The sequence below is a fragment of the Janthinobacterium sp. AD80 genome (assembly GCF_002878455.1).
In the GTDB taxonomy this organism is placed as follows: domain Bacteria; phylum Pseudomonadota; class Gammaproteobacteria; order Burkholderiales; family Burkholderiaceae_D; genus Janthinobacterium.
On the sequence record NZ_NRDQ01000306.1, the window covers coordinates 1 to 1,043 of the forward strand.

A 1,043-nucleotide genomic window follows, 5' to 3' on the forward strand; every position below is an offset into this window, starting at 1 on the left:
CCGCCCGCCGTGCTGCGCGAGCGCTACCGCCAGGGCGCGCAATGCCTGGTGGCGCGCCAGGTGCGGCAGGAGTCGCAGCCGCAGCAACAGGCAGACATGCTGGGCTGGCTGTGGCTGCTGCGCCATGGCTGCCAGGAAGACGAGGTGCGGGCGCGCTACGTGCTGGCCTCGCCCGATGCGTCGTGGGACCTGGACGTGTGGGTGCACCCGGCGCAGCGGGGCGGCCTGGTGTTTCCCCGCCTGTGGGAAGAAGCCAACCGCGTGCTGCATGCACAAGGCGTGCGCTGGTCCTGCAGCCGCATCTCGCGCTTCAACCGCGCCTCGCTGAACGCCCATGCGCGCCTGGGCACCCATGCGCTGGGCACGGCCACCTTCCTGCGCTGCGGCCGCTGGCAATGGATGGCCGCCAGCCTGCCGCCGTATCTGCACCTGTCGCGCCGCCCCGGCGACAGCGCCTGCCTGACGTTCGACACCAGCGCCCTGCCCCACTACCCTTCCCTGGAGCTGACATGCCGCATCTTGAAGCAGTGAAAACCATCCTCGACACCACCCTGGGACTGGGCGGACGCGCGCTCGATGCGCACACGCCGCTGCTGGGCAGCGTGCCGGAACTCGATTCCATGGCCGTCATCGGCGTCATCGCCGCGCTGGAAGAGCATTTCGGCATCGCCGTGGCCGACGAGGATATCCATGCGCGCCATTTCGCCACGGTGGGCAGCCTGCACGCCTTCATCTGCGACAGGCTGCCCTGATGCACGCCATCTCGACGGGCCTGCTGCCCTTCTTCCTGCCCGCCAGCGGCGGCCAGCGCTACTGCCTGCTGCACTTGCCCGCGCCCGGCCAGCCGGCGCGCGGCGGCATCGTCTACCTGCACCCGCTGGCCGAGGAACTGAATAAAAGCCGCCACGTGGCCGCCGCGCAGGCGCGCGCCTTTGCCGCCGCCGGCTACAGCGTGCTGCAGATCGACCTGTATGGCTGCGGCGACAGCAGCGGCGACTTCGGCGAGGCGCGCTGGTCCATCTGGCACAACGACGTGCACCTGG

The 1,043-nt window shown here is 70.5% G+C and carries 2 protein-coding genes and 1 pseudogene; all 3 read left to right on the forward strand.

What is annotated here, in order from left to right:
* The coding region (locus JaAD80_RS28990) for a hypothetical protein (protein WP_102299642.1) at positions 1-531 on the forward strand (531 nt) is incomplete at its 5' end.
* Positions 510-752 (forward strand): acyl carrier protein, encoded by a 243-nt coding sequence (locus JaAD80_RS28995; protein ID WP_102299643.1) that lies wholly within the window; start codon positions 510-512, stop codon positions 750-752. The genes JaAD80_RS28990 and JaAD80_RS28995, both read left to right, overlap by 22 nt.
* Positions 752-1,043: pseudogene (locus tag JaAD80_RS29000) on the forward strand (hypothetical protein); the annotation flags it as partial. The gene JaAD80_RS28995 and the pseudogene JaAD80_RS29000, both read left to right, overlap by 1 nt.

Excerpts from the sequence above, each read along its gene's own strand:
- JaAD80_RS28995 (WP_102299643.1), top strand. The coding sequence starts at position 510 with ATGCCGCATCTTGAAGCAGTGAAAACCATCCTCGACACCACCCTGGGA.